Raw genomic sequence first — 15,557 nt, 5'->3', positions numbered from 1 at the left:
AATTGAAGAATTGAAGAATTGAAGAATTGAAGAATTGAAGAATTGAAGAATTGAAGAATTGAAGAATGAAGGGATTGTGGCTCTGCGTTCGGATCAATCCCCAATTCGTCATTTCATCATTTCTTCATTTCCCCTCCCCCCTCTCCACAATCGCCGTCAGAAACCCCGCCAGATCGTCGGTGACGAAATCGACATCATCCTCATTGGCCGGGTCGCGCTCCCATATCTCGGAAAAGGTCGGCTCGAAATTGCGCGGCACGATCAGCACCGTGGTCATGCCGAGCGACTTCGGCACCGAAAGGTTACGGGCAAGATCCTCGAACATCACCGCATTGTGGCCGGTGACGGCGTGGAGTTCGGCGAACTTCTCGTAGGTCTGGCGCGCCGGCTTGGGATTGAGCCCCGCAGCGACGATGTCGAAGATGTCGTCGAAATGGTCGAGGATGCCGAGCTGGCGCGCGGTGCGCTCGGCGTGCCTGCGGTCGCCGTTGGTGAAGATGAACTTGCGGCCGGGAAGCTGGCGGATGGCGGTGCCGAGAACGGGATCGGGCACCAGCCATGAATAGTCGATGTCGTGGACCTTCTCGAGGAAATCGTCGGGGTCGATGCCGTGGCGTGTCATCAGGCCGTTCAGCGTCGTGCCATATTCGCGGTAGAGCTCCTTCTGCAACTTGCGCGCATCGTCGCGCGGCAATGCCAACAGTTCGCCGACATAGGCGGTCATCTTGACGTCGATCTGCGAGAACAGATTCGAATGGTGCGGATAGAGCGTGTTATCGAGATCGAAGACCCAGTCGGTGACATGGGCGAAGCGGGCGGGGTCAGGGAGCGTGGTCATGGACTCCTTATGGCATGAAACGCGCATTCCGAAAGCGACTTTATCCACAACTTCTGCTCGTTGAGGTTGCGTAAATCGTCTCACGATTCAAATTTTAGGCATCTGGGAAAGGTGGCCTTCAGGGCTTGCTGGCAGAGAGGCAGTCTTGTGGGAGCAAGCGATGAACAGCATAATTCTGAGATCCGCCGCCGTTGCTTTCGCCTCAGTCGCGGCCTCTCTCCTGCTGACCCTGATCATCGTTCCGGCCATGGGATTTCCGGTCAACCGGACGATCTGGCTGACCTCCACGCTCTGTCCGCTGGTGCTGGCGTGGGCCGCCAGCGCAAGCACTTTCTGGCAAAGCGACAGGCTGAAAAACGCGCATCGCGATCTCGCCCGAGCCCATGCCCAGCTCGCCGCCGCGCATCGCCGCCTGGCGGAAAAGGCGAGCCGCGACGACATGACCGGCATGCTCAACCGGGAAAGCTTCTTTGCCGCGCTCGACGGTTCGCGCCGCAAGTCCGATCGCGGCGCGCTGCTGATCATCGATGCCGACCACTTCAAGACCATCAACGACAATTTCGGCCACCTGACCGGCGATGACGCGCTGCTTTTGATCGCCAGCGCGATTCAGCGCGGCGTGCGCAGCGGCGATGTGCTCGGCCGCATCGGCGGCGAGGAATTTGGCGCCTTTCTGGTTGGCGCCACCGAGCAGGAGGCCAAGCGCGTCGCCGAGCGCATTCGCCGCGAAGTCGAGCTGATCCGCTTCCGGCCCGTCGACGAGCGGACCATTCCGCTCACGGTCAGCATCGGCGGTACTGTCTGCGGCGAGGAAGCCAGCGTGTCGGAGTTGATGCGCGCCGCCGACCGGCGCCTCTACCAGGCCAAGCACCAGGGCCGTAACCTGACGATCATCGACACCGGCATTTCCGAGGCGGCGTGATCCGATCTGCCGCAACCGGCCTGTTAAGAAAACTCTAACCCTGTTTGCACTCGGTTGTACCGCTTAGCCGGGTTTTCACTGCTTTGCGGCCAGACTTGGCACGATACTGGCTTCCACGGTGATGCATGTGTCGTTCCGGGAATTGCCGTTCTGGGAACGCCATGCAGTGCCGAAGCCCAGCCGAGAGACCAGCCATGAGTTTCATCATCAAGAAAATGTCACGCCGCGCGCTCGTGCAGGCGTTGATCGCATTGCCTGCCCTGTCCTTGTTCCGCAAGCTGCCTGATGCCGATGCCGCCGGTCCAAAGCCCGACCCGAACGAGATCGTCGAGGTCGATGGCTGGATCCTGAAGCGGAGCGACCTGGCATGATCTTCGACAGCTACGAGGCGTATCGCGCTGCGAACTTCACCCCGAAGGTCTGCATCCTCGGCTCCGGTCCGGCCGGCATGACCATTGCCCGCAAGCTTGGCGCGGCCGGCATTCCGGTGGTGGTGATGGAGGCCGGTCCGCGCGAATTCAGCGACGACTCGCAGGACTTTTACCGGGGCAGCACGGTCGGAGATTTCTATTTCGATCTCGACATCACCCGGCTGCGGTTCATGGGGGGCAGTTCCAACCACTGGGCAGGCTGGTGCCGCGTGCTCGACAAGCAGGATTTCGAGCCGAAGGCCTGGGTACCCGATACGGGCTGGCCGATCGCCCGCACCGACATCGAACCCTATCTGCCGGAAGTGCGCGATATTCTCGACCTTCCGGCCCTCCGGCCCGATATGCCGATCTCGGACGACATTCGCTGGGTGCAGCTGATCAAGAGCCCGGCCGTGCGCTTCGCCGAGAAGTTCGGCGATGAACTCGACAAGGCCACGAACATCGCGGTGGTGCTCAACACTTGTGCCACCGAACTTGCCGGCGACGGCAGACGCGTGACTGGCGCCAGGCTGTGGTCGAACGGACAGGATGCCGGCTCGTTCAGCGCTGACTATTTCATCGTCTGCACCGGTGGGCTGGAGAATTCGCGGCTGCTTCTGTGGTCCAACCAGCGCTCGAACGGCGGCGTCGTGCCGAATGCAACTGCGCTTGGCCGCTACTGGATGGAGCATCCGACCTTCGAGGGCGGCAACGCCATCCTGGCCGACTACAACGCGTTCGAGGTCGACGCCGTCAACGAGGCCTTCTTCTCGCCGACGTTTGCCGCCATGGAGCGGCTGCAGATCATGAACTTCGGCATCCGGCTGATCGAGACGCCGTATCCCGGGGTCAAGAGCCTTATCGCCGACCTCGCCTGCACGGCGCCCAGCATGGCGGAATGGATGTCCTACCAGCTCAGTCAGCGACTGCGCTGCGCGGCCCAGCTCTACGTCGCCTGGGAACAGGCGCCGCTGGCCTCCAACCAGATCGAGTTGTCGAAGACCGATGTCGACCATGCCGGCGTGCCGCGCATCGAACTGCACTGGAAGAAATCCGAACTGGAACATCGCACCCTTCTCGAAGGGCTCAGACTGTTCGGCGCAACGCTGATCGAGAAGAATCTCGGCCGCGTGCGCATTGCCGACTGGATCAGCAATGGTCAGGACTATCCGACCAACGACGAGACGGCGGGCCATCACCATATGGGCGGCACGCGCATGGGCACCGACATCAGCAAGAGCGTGGTCGACGCCAACTGCAAGGTGCACGGCATGGACAATCTCTATGTCGGCGGCTCCTCGGTGTTCTGCACGTCGGGTCAATGCAACCCGACGACGACGATCACCGCGCTGGCCTGCCGGCTGGGCGACCATCTCAGCAAGGTGGTCACCGCCTGACGGCTGCAGGGCAGCATGCTGCCTAGGGCAGTTCACCGTTTCACGGAACGGCGATCCGCTCTAACTCTTTGTTTGACGCAATTCCGGACGGAAAACCGTTTCACACTTTTCCTGGAATGCTCTAGAGCGTCGCCGGATCGAGCGCCGGCTGGTCCTTGCGCCGGGCGACGATTGCCGCGAAATCGGCGGTCTGGAAGGCATCGCGCAAGGCGTCGAAGGACGGCAGCACGAAATAGGCGCGCTGGAACTTGTCGATCTCGTAGCCGGTGCGCATCACCGTTTCCAGGTCGAAGGGCACGTGGTGGGCGTCCTTGCCTTCGACGGCGAACTGCAGCTCGGTAAACGACGACATAAGGCCGGCGCCAAAGGCCTTCAGCGGCTGGCCGGCCTCCCGCATCAGGCCATATTCGGCCGTGTACCAGTAGAGCCGGGAAATCATCTCGTCGCCACCCAGCGCGATGATGTCGCCGGCCTTCTCGCCATACATCTGCATGAAATCGGCGAACACCGGTTGCGACAGCGCCGGCACATGGCCGAAGAAATCATGGAACATGTCGGGCTCGACAATGTAGTCGAGCTCCTGCCTGGTCCGCAGCCAGTTGGTGACCGGGAAGCGGCGATCGGCGAGATGGTCGAAAAACGGAGCCGCGGGAATGAGCCCCGGCACCGCGACGATCTCCCAACCGGTCAGTTTGCGCAGCTTGGCGCTGACCTCGTCGAAGTCGGGAATACGGTCGAGCAGGCCGAGTTTTTCGACGCCGTCGAGGTAGGAATGGTGGGCGAGCTTGCGCGTCAGTCTGGTCTGGCGGTCGCACAGCGTGCGCCACACCGCCTGCTCTTCATCGCTGTAATCGTAACCCTGCGACACGGTGAAATCGGCACGGCAGACCGAGTAGTCGCCGCGCAATCCTTGCGCCGCGCAGTCGCGGGCGTATTCGGCAACGCTCATCGTCGTCATGGTTTTTCTCCTCGCAAAGCAAATCGCTGACGTGCTGAACGTTAAGCGGATTTGCGGAGGCGAATCGGTTTTGATGATGGCTCGAATTCGGAAATCGGGATAATATTCACTCAGAAATTCCCAGGAAGGAGTGAAAATGCCTCGATTCGATGATTTCGAGATCAAGATGCTCGATGTCCTGCAGCGCGACGGGCGCAAACCGGTTTCCGAGCTGGCGCAAGAGATCGGCCTGTCGACGACACCATGCGCGCGGCGCTTCGAGGCGCTGCAGGAGGCCGGCATCATCAAGGGATTTGCCGCCGTGATCAGCCGCCGCGCTGTCGGGCTGATGGTCGAGGTGTTCATCCAGGTGCGCCTCGTCAGCCACAGCGACGGCTCGCCCGAAAGCTTCATCGCCGCCGTGCAGCGCATGGACGAGGTTTCCTCGTGCTGGACGATGACCGGCGACCATGACTTTCTGCTGCATGTCATGGTGCCGTCGGTCGACGAGCTCAACGCTTTCGTCATGCACCGGCTGATGCGGCTCGACGGCGTGCGCGACGTCCACACGCAGTTGGTGCTGCAGAACATCAAGGGCCCGGGCCATGTGCCGCTCGGGCATCTCAGGCGATGACAATGCCTGCCCTTCGCACTCCTTGAGGAAAAGCTGCACGCAAACTGCTGAAACGGGCCAAGCACGTGTCCACATCGCCGGCCAGCTTGTGCGGACCAACTGCCCAGGAGGTCCGCCATGAAAATCGTCCTGATCAATCCGCCGCACACCGCCATCGGCAGCCGCGTGCCCGACGATCACCTGCCGCCGCTCGGCCTGCTGGCGATCGGCGGGCCGCTGATCGATGCCGGCCATCAGGTGCGCCTCGTCGACGCCGAGTTCGGGCCGATGCCGCTCGATGACGTCGTGCGCAGCGCACTGGAGGACCACCCCGACTTCGTCCTGATCGGCCATTCCGGCTCGACCTCGGCGCACCCGACCGCCTTGGTGATCGCGCGCATGATCAAGGAGCGCGAGCCGGCGACCATCATCATCTATGGCGGCGTTTTCCCGACCTATCATTGGCGCGACATCCTGGCCGCTACCGATGCCTTCGACTTCATCGTGCGCGGCGAGGGCGAAGCGACGGTGGTGGCGCTGATCGAAGGGCTGGAGATGCGCCAGCCGCCGGCGAGCGTGGCCGGCATCGCCTATCGCGACGATCTCAGCCGCCCCTTCGCCACACAGGCGGCCATGACCATTGCCGACCTCGACGCCTACCGCGTCGGCTGGGAACTGATCGACCATCCCAGTTACAGCTACTGGGGCGGCAAGCGGGCCGTGGTCATGCAGTTTTCGCGCGGCTGTCCGCATCTGTGCAACTATTGCGGCCAGCGCGGCTTCTGGACCCGCTGGCGGCATCGCGATCCGGTGAAATTCGCCAGGGAGATCGCATGGCTGCATCGCCAACATGGCGTCGAGCTCATCAATCTTGCCGACGAGAATCCGACGGTCTCGAAGAAAGCCTGGCGGGCCTTCCTCGATGCCCTGATCGCCGAGAACGTGCCGGTGCTGATCGTCGGTTCGACCCGTGCCGACGACATCGTGCGCGATGCCGACATCCTGCATCTCTACCGCAAGGCCGGTGTCATCCGCTGGCTGCTCGGCATGGAAAACACCGACGAGCAGACGCTTCAATTAATCCGCAAGGGCGGCAGCACCTCATCCGATCGCGAGGCGATAAGGCTGCTGCGTCTCAGCGGCATCCTGTCTATGGCGACCTGGGTGTCCGGCTTCGAGGACGAAGGGTTTCGCGACCTGTGGCGCGGCTTTCGCCAACTCATCGCCTACGACCCCGACCAGATCCAGGCGCTTTATGTGACGCCGCATCGCTGGACGCCGTTCTTCCGCATCGCGCGGGATCGCAAGGTGATCCAGCAGGATGCGCGCCTGTGGGACTACAAGCACCAGGTGCTGCAGATGACGCGGCTGAAGCCGTGGATGCTGTTCTTCAGCGTCAAGCTGATCGAGCTGGCGGTGCAATCACGGCCGAAGGCGCTGGCCCGCATCCTGTTCCACAAGGATCCCGAGCAGCGCCATTCGATGCGCTGGTACACACAGATGGGCCGCCGCGTGTGGTTCCGCGAGGTCTGGGGCTTTCTGGTCCGCGACATCAGGGTGAAAGACGGCCCGACGCTGGCCGAATTCTGGGGCGCGCCGCAGGATGCCGAGGAGGAATCGATGTCCGTTCGACGCCCGGCCAGAAAGCCCGCCATTCCCACCATCGACAATATTGAAGATGCCGAGGCGAGAAAGTTAGCCGGCTGACGAGCCCCTCAGGGCACGATCAGCGTGCCGGCGCCATGTTCGGTGAACAGTTCCAGCAGCACCGCATGCGGGGTCTTGCCGTTGAGGATGACAACGCCTTCGACGCCGCGCTCGATCGCTTCGATGCAGGTCTCGACCTTGGGGATCATGCCGCCCGAGACCGTGCCGTCCTTGATCAGCGCCTTGGCCTCGGCCACGGTCAGTTCGTCGATCAGCTTCTTGTTCTTGTCGAGCACACCCGGCACGTCGGTGAGGAATAGCAGGCGCGTCGCCTGGCAGGCGCCGGCAATGGCGCCGGCGAAGGTGTCGGCGTTGATGTTGTAGGTGTGGCCATCGCGTCCCGGCGCCACCGGCGCCAGCACCGGGATCATTTCGGAGCGTGCCAGAAGATCGAGCAAGGTACGGTCGACCTCGACCGGCTCGCCGACGAAGCCGAGATCGAGCACGCGCTCGATGTTGGAGTCCGGATCGATCATGGTCTTGCGGGCCTTTTCGGCGAACACCATGTTGCCGTCCTTGCCGCACAGGCCGATCGCCCATTCGCCCTCGGCGTTGATCAGCGCGACGATCTCCTTGTTGATCGAACCGGCCAGCACCATTTCGACGATCTCGACCGTCTTCTGGTCGGTGACGCGCAGGCCGCCTTCGAACTTGGATTCGATGCCCATCTTGGCCAGCATGGCGCCGATCTGCGGGCCGCCGCCGTGGACGACGATCGGGTTGACGCCGGATTGCTTGAGCAGCGCGATGTCGCGCGCGAAGGCCTTGCCGAGCTCGATGTCGCCCATGGCATGGCCGCCATATTTCACCACGACCGTCTTGTGCTCGTAGCGCTGCATGTAGGGCAGCGCCCGCGACAACAGGGCTGCCTGCATTTCGGCGGTGGCGGTTATTTCCGTCATCGGCTTTTTTCCCTGGAGATCGGTAAGGACGGCGGCGTCTTAGCGGGAATTGGCGCCGCCCGCAAATGGCTTTGCTGTCATATTCGAGCGCTTCACGACCTCGTCATCGTGTCGGCACCATCAGCGGCGCCCTGCGACCCAGCCAACCCGAGATCTTCTCCATCTGCGCGGCGAGCGACAAAAGCGTCTCCTCGTCGCCCGGACGGCCGGCAGCCTGGACGCCGATCGGCAGGCCGGCGTCGGTGACATGGACCGGCAGGGCGATCGATGGCTGGCCGCTGACATTCTGGATCGCCGGCCAATGGGTGAACCAGAGGCTCTTGTCCATCAACTGGCCGAAGAACGGCTTCAGCTTCAGCAAGGGCGTCAGGTGAAGCTTGTCGAGCAGGTTCTCGATGAGGTCGTCGGCGCCTTTCGGATCCATTGCGCCGCAGGCAAGCGGCGGGTGGGCAATGATCGGCATCAGCACGGCGTCATACTGCGCGGTCTCTGCGATCAGCCGCCGTGAGGCGGCATGCAGCCGCTGCAGGTCGGCATAGGTCTCGCCGGCCGACACCAGTTCGCCGAAGCGGGCGAGCACGCGCGTGGCCCGCTCGATGTCGCCAGCAACGGAACGGCCGACGCGCAGCGCTTCGGCCCGCATCGTGCCAGCGACGGCGGAGGCAACCGTCCTGCAGAAATCGGCGAAGAAATCGCGGCCGATAAAGGGCAAGTCGATCTCCTCGACCGTGTGGCCGCCCTCGCGGGCAAGCGCCACCGCCGTGTCGAGCGCCTTGAGCGTCTCGTCCGAGATCGGCAGGCGAAGCGGCGATTTGCGGTACACGGCCAGACTGAGCTTGCCGGGATCGCGTGCGGCGGCAGCCGCGAACGTGCCTTTCGGCCGCGGCGCGGCATAGGGCGACAGAGGATCGGGCCCGTGGGTCAGGTCGAGCAGCAGCGCGCAATCGCGCACCGAACGGGTGAGCGCATGGTCGACGACCATGCCGTACCAGCTTTCGCTCACCAGGGGCGTCAGCGGTATACGGCCGCGCGACGTCTTCAGGCCGACAAGTCCGGTGCAGGCGGCAGGCACACGGATCGAGCCGCCGCCATCGGAGGCATGCGCCACCGGCACGACGCCGGCTGCGACCAGTGCTGCCGAACCGCCCGAAGAGCCGCCGCTGGTATGGCCGGTGTTCCACGGATTGCGGGTGATGCCAAAGGCCCTGGATTCGGTCATCAATCGAAGCCCGTGCTCCGGCGATGTCGAGGTGACGATCGGGATAAGTCCGGCAGCGAGATAGCGGTCGGTCAGCGCCGAATTGACATCGGCCAGCCATGCCGGAATGCGGCTGCCGCCATGCGTCGGCACGCCCTTGATGGCGATGCCGAGATCCTTGATGGCGAAGGGAACACCAGCCAGCGGCAGCGAGGGGTCGACGGTCTTGGCGCGGGCGCGGGCGGCATCGTAGAGCGGTTCGGCCGTGGCATTGATGTCGGGACGGGTGGCCTCGGCGCGGGCAATCGCGGCGTCGGTCAGTTCGACGGCCGAAACCTCGCCCTTGCGGACCAGATTGGCGAGGCCGGTGGCATCTTCTTCCCAAAGGATCCGTTCGACCGACATGCGCGCTCCCCCATCAATGAAGGCAAGCTAGCCAGTGGCAATTCCATTGGCAATCGACCGACGGATCCGGGCCGGCGACACACAAAAGCTTAGGCGTGCACAAGGTTATTTCCGTCGTTGCAAATACATGGCAATCGCCTAATTTGCCTGCAATGACGCCGCAGGACATCACCAAGCTGATCGTTCGGACTTCGATGAAGGATCGGGCCGCGTTCGATCTGCTTTACCGGCAGACCAGCGCGAAACTTTTTGGCGTCTGTCTTCGTGTATTGAACGACCGGGGAGACGCGGAAGAAGCGCTGCAGGAAGTCTTCGTCAAGATATGGACGAAGGCCGACCGTTTTGCTGTTTCCGATCTAAGCCCGATCTCCTGGCTGGTGGCAATCGCGCGCAATCATGCGATCGATCGCATCAGAGCGCGGCGCAACCCCGCCGCCGACATCGATGCCGCGCTCGACGTGGCCGATCCGGCGCCGGGGCCTGAAGCGATGGCGGTGGCGGGCGACGAATCCGAACGTATCCACCATTGTCTCGATGAGCTGGAGAAGGACCGGGCAGCAGCCGTCCGGGGCGCCTATCTCAAGGGCGAGAGCTATGCCGAACTGGCGGAGCGCCATGGCGTGCCGCTGAACACGATGCGTACATGGCTGCGCCGCAGCCTGTTGAAACTCAGAGAATGCCTGGAAAGATGACGCTGGCAGAAGACACAGGACCGGAACGTGGAGGCGACGACCTGCTCGCCGCCGAGTACGTTCTCGGCGTGCTCGATGCCGACGAACGCCAGATCGTCTCTCGCCGCATCGATGCGGATACGGTTTTCGCCCGTCTTGTCGAGGACTGGGAGGTCAGGCTCTCACCGCTTGCCGCCGCCTTTCGGGAAGTCGAGCCGCCGGTTTCGGTGAAGACCGCGGTCGACCGCCGCCTGTTCGCTACCGCTGCCGCGGTGAGCAGGCCCGCCGAAGTGCGCGGCGGCCTTTGGTCCAGCCTGGCCTTCTGGCGCGCCCTTGCCGCAGCCGCGGTTGCGGCACTGGCGATTTACATCGCCGTGCCCGTCTTCAACCCGCCGGTCGAGCAGCCGCAGGCGCGCCTCGTCGCTTCGCTGGCCGCCGAAGGCAGCGACGTCAGATATCTTGCCGTCTACGACGCCGCGCATCACGAAGTCGGCCTGTCGCATGTCTCCGGTGAGCGTGCTTCCGGCAAGGACTTCGAGCTGTGGATGATCGAGGGCAAGAACCCGCCGGTCTCGATGGGCGTCATTCCGACCGGTGCTACGGCACATATCGTCGTCTCGCCGGCGGCCCAGCAGAAGCTTGCCCAGGGCGCGGTGCTTGCCGTCAGCCTCGAGCCGTCGGGCGGTTCGCCGACCGGACAGCCGACCGGACCGGTGGTTGCCGCTGGCGACCTGAAGAGCATCTGACCGGCTCTTCACCTGAAAAATCACAACAGACTATCATAAGTCTATCCTTCGCTGAACATGCCCATAGACAGCATGTCGGCAGGCGGCCGATGGCTCGGGAAATCCCTCTGCGCCGTGGATAAAATCAAGAATCACAATATTTCTGAAACTCGGGCGAGTTTGTTCCGTATCTCCTCGCGTCCCCAAGAATGGGAAGAGAAAAACCCGAGGAGTTCGACATCATGCGTAGATACGCCACCCTTTTGCTCGCCGGTACGATCGCCGTTTCGGCCCTTGCCACCGCCGCCTACGCCGAAAACCCGATGGTTGGCGGCGCCGCCATGTATGCCAACAAGAACATCGTCGAGAACGCCGTGAACTCGAAGGATCACACCACGCTGGTCGCCGCCGTGAAGGCCGCCGGCCTTGTCGAGACGCTGCAGGGCGCCGGTCCGTTCACCGTGTTCGCGCCGACCAACGAAGCCTTCGCAGCCCTTCCGGCCGGTACGGTCGAGACGCTGCTCAAGCCAGAAAACAAGGACAAGCTCACCAAGATCCTGACCTGCCATGTCATCGGCGCCAAGGCGATGGGAGCAGATGTGGCCGCGATGGCCAAGGCTGACGGCGGCACCCACAAGGTCAAGACGGTCGGCGGCTGCGAATTGTCGCTCAAGGCCGACGGCGGCAAGGTCACGGTCACCGACGAGAACGGCAATGTCGCCAATGTGACGATCGCCGATGTCGAACAGTCCAATGGCGTCATCCACGTCATCGACAAGGTTCTTTTGCCCAAGATGTAACAAGGGGCTTGCTGCCGGCGAACTGACGGCAAGGACCCTCCGTCGATTGCACGATCCCGCTCCCGTGATCCGCAATTGGCCCGTGCACTTCGCGCCCGCCTGCATTCGGATGTGGGAGGGCGCGGAGTGTTCGTTCGAGGGGCTACCGTCACCGGCTTTTGATTTCCGCGCGGCGGTGTAGTTTGGCAAAAGGACATCAGGAGGAACTGGTCATGAACCGTCGCGACTTTCTTTTGAGCGGTGCCGCCGCCATCGGCGTGATCGGGGCCGCGGCAACGATGCTGCGCATGGGCGATCCGCAGGCAGCACAAGCGGCCGAGAGCTTCGAGGTCGTCAAGACCGACGCCGAGTGGAAAGCCATCCTGTCGCCGGCCGCCTTCGACGTGCTGCGCAAGGAAGGCACGGAGTACCCCGGCACCAGCCCGCTGCTCAACGAACACCGCAAGGGCATTTTCGCCTGTGCCGGCTGCGACCTGCCGGTCTATTCGTCGGAGACGAAATTCGATTCCGGCACCGGATGGCCGAGCTTCTGGCAAGAGATCCCCAAGGCGATCGGCACGACCGTGGACAGGTCGCTCGGCATGACGCGTACCGAGGCACATTGCCGCCGCTGCGGCGGCCATCTCGGCCATGTCTTCGACGACGGTCCGGCGCCGACCGGCCTGCGCCACTGCATCAACGGCGTCGCGCTGACCTTCAAACCGGCCACGGCCTGAGTCCATAGACCCGAATGCAAAAAACTCCGGGCTTGCGGCCCGGAGTTTTTTACGCGGTCAGAGCTTTTCGGGCGTGGACTGGAGGAGCTTCCCGAAACCGCTGCCCACGTATCCTTGTCTTGTCGCAATCTCCAAGGGAAAGCGCTGCGCGCTTTTCCCGGGAAAACCGCCTTACACTTTTCCTGGAATTGCTCCCTATCAGTGCCCCCCACCGCCGCCGCCACCCGGTGCGGCCGGCTTGCGGATCAGCATGGTGAACAGGCCAAGCGTCGCAAACAGCACCGTCAGCATGAAGAACACGTCCATGAAGGACAGCAACGCCGCCTGCTGCTGGACCATGCCAGACAACTTGGAGATCGCAGCGCTTGTCGCATCGAGGCCGGGGGTCTGCTCGAAATTGCGGGTCATGTTCTGCAGCTTGGTCTGCGCGGCTTCACTGCCCCATTGCACATGCTCGGAGAGCCTTGCGTAGTGGAAGGCGTTGCGGTCGATCAGCACGGTATTGATCAGCGCAAGGCCGACGGCACCGCCAAGGTTGCGGGTGAGATTGAACAGGCCGGACGCGTTCTTCAGCCGCTCGGGCGGCAAGGTGCCGAGCGCGATGTTGTTGATCGGAACCATGCACAGCATCATCGAACAGCCGCGCAGGATCTGCGGGATGAGCAGCTCATAGAAATCCCAGTCGGCGGTCAGATGCGTCATCCACCAGGTGCCGGTGGCGAAGCCGAAGAAGCCGATCATCATCATCAGGCGCGGGTCCATCTTGTTCGACAGGATGCCCGAGATCGGCGCGGTGAAGAACATCGCCAGGCCGCTGACGAACAGAGCCTCGCCGATCATCATCGAATCGTAGCCGCGGATGCGCCCGAGGAACACCGGGTAGAGATAGGTCAGGCCGTAGAGACCGATGCCGATGACGAACGAGAATAGCGAGCCGAAGGCGAAGTTGATGTTGGTGAAGGCCTTCAGGTCGACGATCGGCTCCTCGGCGGTGAATACGCGCCAGAAGAACAGGACCGCGCCGACGGTCATGACGACGGCGCAGATGAAGACGCCCTGGTCCTGCAGCCAGTCATTGTTGGGGCCTTCCTCGAGCACATATTCCATGCAGCCCAGGAAGGCCGCCATGCCGGCGAGGCCCCACCAGTCGAACTTGCTGAACAGCTTGAGGTTGGGCTTGTCGAAGTCGATCAGCATCCAGGCCGCCGTTGTCACCAGGATGCCGGGCACGACATTGACCAGGAACAGCCAATGCCAGGACATGGCATGGCTGATATAGCCACCGACGGTCGGGCCGATGGTCGGCGCCAGCGTCGCCACGAGGCCGATCATCGGCGAGACGACGGCGCGGCGCGAGGGCGGGAAGATGGTGAAGGCAGCGGCAAAGACGCTCGGTATCATGCCGCCGCCGATGAAGCCCTGGACGGCGCGGTAGACGATCATCTGGTCGATGTTGGTGGCGGTCGCCGCCAGCGCACTGGCCGCGGTGAAGCCTGCCGCCGAGATGGTGAACAGCACGCGCGTCGACAGCATCCGGCTGAGAAAGCCCGACAGCGGGATCATCACCACTTCGGCGATCAGGTAGGCGGTCTGCACCCACGGAATTTCGTCGGAGCTGGCGCTCAGGCCGGCCTGGATCTCCGACAGCGAGGCGGAGACGATCTGGATGTCGAGGATGGCCATGAACATGCCGAACACCATCGCCAGGAAGGCGATGACGCGCCGCGTCGAAATGGTGTCAGGCACAGCCGGCCTCGCCGGCGGCGCTCCTGCTGTCAGGGTTGCGGTTGCCATGGCATTGCTCCCCGGCCGCCGCTCAATTCGACGCTGCCACTGACGCCGACCCGGATGGGGCGGTGCGGCTGTCGACGGCGACGACGACGCTCAGGCCGGCGCGCAGCTTACCGCTCTTCAGCGCATCGGCCGGCACATCGATGCGGACCGGAACGCGCTGCACGACCTTGGTGAAGTTGCCGGTGGCGTTTTCGGGCGGCAGCAGCGAGAACACGGCACCCGAAGCCGGCGCCAGCGACGAAACGGTTCCCTCGAAGTCCTGGCCGTCGGTCGCATCGACCGAGATCCTGACCTTCTCGCCGGGAACCAGCCGGGCAAGTTGTGTCTCCTTGAAGTTGGCGACGATGTAGAGCTTGTCCATCGGCACGATGACGGCGAGCTTCTGGCCGGGGCTGACAAGGTCGCCCTGCTCGACCGAGCGGTTGCCGACGATGCCGTCATATGGCGCCTTGAGCACGGTGAAGGAAAGATCGCGCAGCGCCTTGTCATGGCTGAGCTGCAGGGACGCCAGCGTGCTCGCCGATTCCGCGCGCTGCGCCTGCAGCACGCCGATATTGGCTTGCGCGGCGGCGATCTGTGCGTCGGCGCCGACAAGGGCGGCATCGGCCTGCTGGACCGCGGTCTGGGCGTCGTCCAGCTGCGCCTGTGTGCCGACATGGGTCTTGAGCAGCTGCGAGGCGCGCGCCGCGACCTTGGCTGCGTTGTCGGCCGCGGCCTGGTCGGCGACCTTCTGCGCCTGGGCCTGCTGCAGCGAGGCGCGGGCCGCGTCGGTCTGGGCGTCGATACGGTCGAGCGTCTTGCTCAAGGTGGCGATCTGCGCCTCGGCCTGGGCGACGGCAATCTTGTAATCGCCGTCATCGACGACGAGCAGCGGATCGCCGGCCTTGACCAGCTGGTTCTCGCTGACCTTGACCTGATCGACATAGCCGGAAATCTTGGGCGAGATGAACGCCATGTCCGCCTGGACATAGGCATCGTCCGTCGAGATCATGAAGCGGCCCGTTGTCCAGTAGTCGTACCCATACCAGGCGCCGGCGCCCAGCAAGGCAACACCGATGACCGGCAGCAGGAAGGAACGCACCGAACGCTTCTTCCTGGCCGGAGCCTCTGCCGGCGGCGACGAGACGGGCTGGACAGGTACTTCCGGTGCTTCCGTCGCTGGCGCAACCTTGGCGTTGGGGAAGGGACGGACTTCAGCAGTGGTCGGCGCGTTCGAGGACATGACATCTCTCTAAAGTTATAATATAATATTGAACCGTTCGGTTCGATCCGGCCGTTGACATAGCGCGTAAAGAGGACCATATCAAGGGCAATCGAACCGCTTGGTTCGAATTATTTTCGAGGTGTGACTTTCATGGCCGAGACCCCGCCCAATGTCGAAAACGAGTCGTGTGACGACCTGTTGGAAAGCTTGCGCCGTGGCCGCCCGGCCGCGGGGCAGGATCCGGCCAAGCGCAGCCAGATCATCGACGGCGCCCGTCGTGTCTTCATCGACAAGGGCTTCGAAGCCGCCTCGATGAAC

At 63.3% G+C, this 15,557-nt stretch carries 15 protein-coding genes and 1 pseudogene; 10 read left to right on the top strand and 6 right to left on the bottom strand.

What is annotated here, in order from left to right; genetic code table 11:
- Positions 1-124 precede the first annotated feature (124 nt).
- Positions 125-838 (bottom strand): pyrimidine 5'-nucleotidase, encoded by a 714-nt coding sequence (locus EN879_RS06145; RefSeq protein WP_013528482.1) that lies wholly within the window; start codon positions 836-838, stop codon positions 125-127.
- Positions 839-998: 160 nt separating this feature from the next.
- On the opposite strand from EN879_RS06145, the gene EN879_RS06140 reads away from it, so the two are divergent.
- The 3 genes from EN879_RS06140 (at position 999) to EN879_RS06130 (ending at position 3,567) form a co-directional block, all read left to right on the top strand.
- Positions 999-1,760, top strand: coding sequence for a GGDEF domain-containing protein (locus EN879_RS06140; protein ID WP_013528483.1), 762 nt, complete (start codon positions 999-1,001; stop codon positions 1,758-1,760).
- A gap of 194 nt (positions 1,761-1,954) precedes the next feature.
- Positions 1,955-2,131, top strand: coding sequence for a hypothetical protein (locus EN879_RS06135; protein ID WP_082826619.1), 177 nt, complete (start codon positions 1,955-1,957; stop codon positions 2,129-2,131).
- Positions 2,128-3,567: a GMC family oxidoreductase gene (locus EN879_RS06130; RefSeq protein WP_063169723.1), complete on the top strand. Its 1,440-nt coding sequence runs from the start codon at positions 2,128-2,130 to the stop codon at positions 3,565-3,567. The genes EN879_RS06135 and EN879_RS06130 overlap by 4 nt, the downstream gene beginning before the upstream one ends.
- Before the next feature lie 121 nt (positions 3,568-3,688).
- On the opposite strand, the gene phhA is transcribed toward EN879_RS06130, so the two are convergent.
- Positions 3,689-4,525 (bottom strand): phenylalanine 4-monooxygenase, encoded by an 837-nt coding sequence (gene phhA / locus EN879_RS06125; RefSeq protein ID WP_063169722.1) that lies wholly within the window; start codon positions 4,523-4,525, stop codon positions 3,689-3,691.
- A gap of 136 nt (positions 4,526-4,661) precedes the next feature.
- On the opposite strand from phhA, the gene EN879_RS06120 reads away from it, so the two are divergent.
- A complete protein-coding gene (locus EN879_RS06120) occupies positions 4,662-5,138 on the top strand; it encodes an Lrp/AsnC family transcriptional regulator (protein WP_024502088.1) in 477 nt (158 codons plus the stop codon).
- Positions 5,139-5,255: 117 nt separating this feature from the next.
- Complete coding sequence (bchE, locus tag EN879_RS06115; RefSeq protein WP_063169721.1) at positions 5,256-6,824, top strand: magnesium-protoporphyrin IX monomethyl ester anaerobic oxidative cyclase; 1,569 nt, start codon at positions 5,256-5,258, stop codon at positions 6,822-6,824.
- Between the two features lie 8 nt (positions 6,825-6,832).
- Here bchE and argB read toward each other — a convergent pair whose 3' ends face one another.
- Positions 6,833-7,726: an acetylglutamate kinase gene (gene argB / locus EN879_RS06110; protein WP_013528489.1), complete on the bottom strand. Its 894-nt coding sequence runs from the start codon at positions 7,724-7,726 to the stop codon at positions 6,833-6,835.
- A 103-nt stretch (positions 7,727-7,829) separates the two neighbouring features.
- Positions 7,830-9,329 (bottom strand): amidase, encoded by a 1,500-nt coding sequence (locus EN879_RS06105; protein ID WP_063169720.1) that lies wholly within the window; start codon positions 9,327-9,329, stop codon positions 7,830-7,832.
- Between the two features lie 152 nt (positions 9,330-9,481).
- Between EN879_RS06105 and EN879_RS06100 the strand changes: the two genes are divergently transcribed.
- From EN879_RS06100 to msrB, 4 genes are all read left to right on the top strand, one after another.
- Positions 9,482-10,021 (top strand): sigma-70 family RNA polymerase sigma factor, encoded by a 540-nt coding sequence (locus EN879_RS06100; RefSeq protein WP_063169719.1) that lies wholly within the window; start codon positions 9,482-9,484, stop codon positions 10,019-10,021.
- Positions 10,018-10,746, top strand: coding sequence for an anti-sigma factor (locus tag EN879_RS06095; RefSeq protein WP_082826618.1), 729 nt, complete (start codon positions 10,018-10,020; stop codon positions 10,744-10,746). Before EN879_RS06100 ends, EN879_RS06095 begins: the two co-directional genes overlap by 4 nt.
- A gap of 221 nt (positions 10,747-10,967) precedes the next feature.
- Positions 10,968-11,525: a fasciclin domain-containing protein gene (locus EN879_RS06090; protein ID WP_013528492.1), complete on the top strand. Its 558-nt coding sequence runs from the start codon at positions 10,968-10,970 to the stop codon at positions 11,523-11,525.
- A gap of 212 nt (positions 11,526-11,737) precedes the next feature.
- Positions 11,738-12,241 carry a peptide-methionine (R)-S-oxide reductase MsrB gene (gene msrB / locus EN879_RS06085; RefSeq protein WP_013528493.1) on the top strand — a complete coding sequence of 168 codons (504 nt, stop codon included), beginning with the start codon at positions 11,738-11,740 and terminating at the stop codon, positions 12,239-12,241.
- A gap of 198 nt (positions 12,242-12,439) precedes the next feature.
- Here msrB and EN879_RS06075 read toward each other — a convergent pair whose 3' ends face one another.
- Complete coding sequence (locus tag EN879_RS06075; RefSeq protein ID WP_063169717.1) at positions 12,440-14,035, bottom strand: DHA2 family efflux MFS transporter permease subunit; 1,596 nt, start codon at positions 14,033-14,035, stop codon at positions 12,440-12,442.
- A 22-nt stretch (positions 14,036-14,057) separates the two neighbouring features.
- A complete protein-coding gene (locus EN879_RS06070) occupies positions 14,058-15,257 on the bottom strand; it encodes an HlyD family secretion protein (protein WP_013528495.1) in 1,200 nt (399 codons plus the stop codon).
- A 132-nt stretch (positions 15,258-15,389) separates the two neighbouring features.
- On the opposite strand from EN879_RS06070, the pseudogene EN879_RS39755 reads away from it, so the two are divergent.
- A pseudogene (locus EN879_RS39755) lies at positions 15,390-15,557 on the top strand (TetR/AcrR family transcriptional regulator); the annotation flags it as partial.

It is taken from the genome of Mesorhizobium sp. M7A.F.Ca.AU.002.02.1.1 (assembly GCF_003998535.1).
Taxonomy (GTDB): domain Bacteria; phylum Pseudomonadota; class Alphaproteobacteria; order Rhizobiales; family Rhizobiaceae; genus Mesorhizobium; species Mesorhizobium ciceri.
This window is presented reverse-complemented; position numbering and strand designations above follow the sequence as displayed.

Coding starts and splice junctions, on each gene's coding strand:
- phhA (WP_063169722.1), bottom strand. CDS start 4,525: ATGACGACGATGAGCGTTGCCGAATACGCCCGCGACTGCGCGGCGCAA.
- EN879_RS06105 (WP_063169720.1), bottom strand. CDS start 9,329: ATGTCGGTCGAACGGATCCTTTGGGAAGAAGATGCCACCGGCCTCGCC.
- EN879_RS06100 (WP_063169719.1), top strand. CDS start 9,482: ATGACGCCGCAGGACATCACCAAGCTGATCGTTCGGACTTCGATGAAG.
- msrB (WP_013528493.1), top strand. CDS start 11,738: ATGAACCGTCGCGACTTTCTTTTGAGCGGTGCCGCCGCCATCGGCGTG.
- EN879_RS06145 (WP_013528482.1), bottom strand. CDS start 838: ATGACCACGCTCCCTGACCCCGCCCGCTTCGCCCATGTCACCGACTGG.
- bchE (WP_063169721.1), top strand. CDS start 5,256: ATGAAAATCGTCCTGATCAATCCGCCGCACACCGCCATCGGCAGCCGC.
- EN879_RS06140 (WP_013528483.1), top strand. CDS start 999: ATGAACAGCATAATTCTGAGATCCGCCGCCGTTGCTTTCGCCTCAGTC.
- EN879_RS06075 (WP_063169717.1), bottom strand. CDS start 14,035: ATGGCAACCGCAACCCTGACAGCAGGAGCGCCGCCGGCGAGGCCGGCT.
- EN879_RS06120 (WP_024502088.1), top strand. CDS start 4,662: ATGCCTCGATTCGATGATTTCGAGATCAAGATGCTCGATGTCCTGCAG.
- EN879_RS06130 (WP_063169723.1), top strand. CDS start 2,128: ATGATCTTCGACAGCTACGAGGCGTATCGCGCTGCGAACTTCACCCCG.
- EN879_RS06090 (WP_013528492.1), top strand. CDS start 10,968: ATGCGTAGATACGCCACCCTTTTGCTCGCCGGTACGATCGCCGTTTCG.
- EN879_RS06135 (WP_082826619.1), top strand. CDS start 1,955: ATGAGTTTCATCATCAAGAAAATGTCACGCCGCGCGCTCGTGCAGGCG.
- EN879_RS06070 (WP_013528495.1), bottom strand. CDS start 15,257: ATGTCCTCGAACGCGCCGACCACTGCTGAAGTCCGTCCCTTCCCCAAC.
- EN879_RS06095 (WP_082826618.1), top strand. CDS start 10,018: ATGACGCTGGCAGAAGACACAGGACCGGAACGTGGAGGCGACGACCTG.
- argB (WP_013528489.1), bottom strand. CDS start 7,726: ATGACGGAAATAACCGCCACCGCCGAAATGCAGGCAGCCCTGTTGTCG.